The sequence below is a fragment of the Actinomadura sp. GC306 genome, from assembly GCF_004348665.1.
GTDB lineage: Bacteria > Actinomycetota > Actinomycetes > Streptosporangiales > Streptosporangiaceae > Spirillospora.
In genome coordinates, this window is sequence record NZ_SMKM01000458.1 from 1 (window position 1) to 2,646 (window position 2,646).

2 protein-coding genes are annotated in these 2,646 nt (G+C 75.8%); both read right to left on the reverse strand.

What is annotated here, in order from left to right; all coding sequences use genetic code 11:
- On the reverse strand, positions 1-227 hold a 227-nt coding region (locus E1200_RS34530; RefSeq protein WP_207933659.1), incomplete at its 3' end, for a hypothetical protein.
- Positions 228-236: 9 nt separating this feature from the next.
- The gene (locus E1200_RS32545; RefSeq protein WP_243709027.1) at positions 237-2,288 is read right to left on the reverse strand and encodes a hypothetical protein; all 2,052 of its coding nucleotides are present in this window, start codon (positions 2,286-2,288) and stop codon (positions 237-239) included.
- Between the last annotated feature and the right edge of the window lie 358 nt (positions 2,289-2,646).

Genomic DNA, 2,646 nt, shown 5'->3' on the forward strand with positions numbered 1-2,646 from the left:
GTGTCGGACAGGGCCTGTAGCCGGGAGGCTGCGCGGGACAGGTCCGCGGCTGCGATCGTGCTGGCTGTGATGTGGGCGTTCGCGGCGGCGGTGAACCATAGGGGTGCCGCCGGGTCGTCTCGGAGTTGCCGCATCAGGGTGCGGAGGCGGGTTGTGGCGCGCTCGACGGCCTCGGCGTCGGAGAGCAGTTGTGCGGCGGTGTCGGCGACCGGGCGGTGCGGGGGCAAGGCGGCCTCCTAGGCGGGGTGGACGGGGGCGCCTGCATCGCGCCGGAGTTGCTGGCGCGGGGCGCCGTGGCAGAGAAACGGTCGGGCGCCGTCGAGCCCGAGGGTGCGCAGCCCGGCGGCCAGGGGATCGTCGGAGGTGCCGACGTGCAACCGGGCCCGGGGCGCCGGATACAGGCGGGCCGCTCCGTCGGTGTGGACGAGCGAGCGCAGCGTGGCGTCCGCGCGGACGGAGTAGAGGACGAGGTCGCCCGAGTGCCACGGGCCGCCCGGTCCGAGCGGCCCGGCGAAGGTGAGGGCCCGGTCGCCGGGGGCGCCGATGGTGAGGGTGGCGGTCCGGCCGTCGAGGCGGGCGCGGATGCCGGATCTGAAGGAGTGGTCGCTCCACAGGTTCCGGTGGGCGGCGCTTGCGGCGGGAGTGCTCAGCGCCGTGGCGAGTGTTCGCAGGCCAGCGCCGCGCACCTGTGGCCGGCGCAGCAGGTCCGGCCAAACGCCGACCGGCCGGGGGCACCACGGGTCGTGGACCAGGATCCCGAGGGTCACTTCACGGTGCGGGCCGAAGGTGCTTTCCCGGTGGTCGCGGAAAGTCAGCGCGACCAGTGCTCGCCCGCCCGCGCGTACCGGGACGGTGTCGCTGAGCACGGCGGCGGCGGAAGTGGCGTCGACGGTGAACCACGCCGTGAGTGCCGACGCGTCCGACGTGCGTGCGGGCAGGTCCACCGGCCCGTCCGGTGTGGGCTCGGCGCGGGAGGCGACGGTGAGAAAAGGAAAGCCCGGCGGCCGGCGCGCGTCGTCGTAGAGCTGGTAGAGGCGGCGCTGCAGCACCGGGCCGCTGTAGGGCGCGAGCCGCCGTTCGATGTGCGCGCGGGCCTCGGGCAGGTCGTGCTCGATGTTGTGGGCGTACCGCTCAAGGCTGTGGCAGGCGGGGAACAGGTGCGTCGGGTCGGTGTAGTCGACGACGTACCAGCCGGGCCGGCGCGCGAAGCAGTTGCCGGCGCCCTGCCCGTCGAGGCTCGGGACGATGTCGTGCCGGTTGGCTATGGCGGCGACCCAGGTCGCGGGGTCCGCCGGCCGCTTGAAGTCGATCGGTGAGCCGATCGCGACGACGTGGGTGAGCCGGTAGCGGGCGTTGAGCGCGGCGTCCTGGCTCAGGCTCATGACCGCGGCGCCGCCCGCGCTGTGGCCGATGAGGGCGAGGTCGGCGCCGGCGGGGATCCGGTGGTCGGCGATCACCTTGGCCAGGGAGCGGCTGTAGGGGCCGCTGTCCAGGACGGTGCTGCTGAACGCGCCGAGGAGGTCGGCGGGCGATGCGCCGTCGGGGGCGCCCATCCGCATTCCGGGCGCCAGCAGGACGTACCGTTCGACGCCGTCGGGCCCGCGCACGGTGAGCAGCAGCGCGCGGCCGGTCGGCCCGATCGTGATCAGGTCGCCGATCAGGCCGAGCAGGGACGCGTCCCGGCAGAACCGCGCGGCCTCCGCCGCGGCCGGCTCGGTGCGCACGGCGCCGCCCAGGCCGCGGTCCAGGCGTGCGATGACGCCGTTGCTCAACCCGGTCAGCGGATCGGCGGTCGCGGCGCCCATTCCGGTGGCGATGAGCCAGGCGGTGTGGTCGTTGAGCGGGTTGCGGTCGAGCAGCGCGCGCAGCGCGAGGATCTCGCTGAAGACCGGGGAGACGGCGGTGAGCGCCCCCGCCGGCCCGCGCGCCTTGATCAGCTCGCGCAGCGCCCCGGTCACGCCGGCCCGCCCTTCGCCGGTCACCTCGATGAGCCGCCGGACGAGCGGGTCCCGGGTGAGCGCGGGGTCGGCGAGCGCTACCGCGGCGATCCGCAGCCGCAGCGACGTGGTCATGATCGCGACGGGCAGGCTGCCCGCGCCGGTGAGCCCGCCGAGCTTGCCACCGAGGACCCCGAGGACGCCGCCCGACGCCGCCCACCCGAGCCCGGCGGGGTTGGTGACGGCACGGACCAGCGCGCGCTGCGCCCGCCAGCCCTCGCCCGGCGCACGGCACGCCGCGGCGGTGACCCGCGGATCGGCAAGCGCGGCCGTGGCATGCGCGGAGGCCACCCGAAGCGTCCGCGCGATTTCGGCCAACTCCCGAGCAGCGCCCAGCAGCGTCGCCGCCGCGTCCGGAGCCGGCTGCACGGCATCCGGCGCCCCCAGCCCAGCGCCCACGAGCCGCAGCGCAGCGTCCGGCAGCCGCGGTGCAGTACCCGGCAGCTGTGGTGCAGTGCCCGCGACGCGCGATGCAGCGTCCGGTGGCCGTGGTGCGGTGCCCGGCAGTTGTGGTGCGGAGGGCAACGGCTGTGGTTCAGCGTTCGGGGGCTGTGGTGCGGTGCCCGCGAGAGGCGGTGCAGCGTCCGGCGGCCGTGGTGCAGTGTCCGGGGGACGCGGGGCGGGGGCTGCGAGGCGCGGGGTGGTGTCT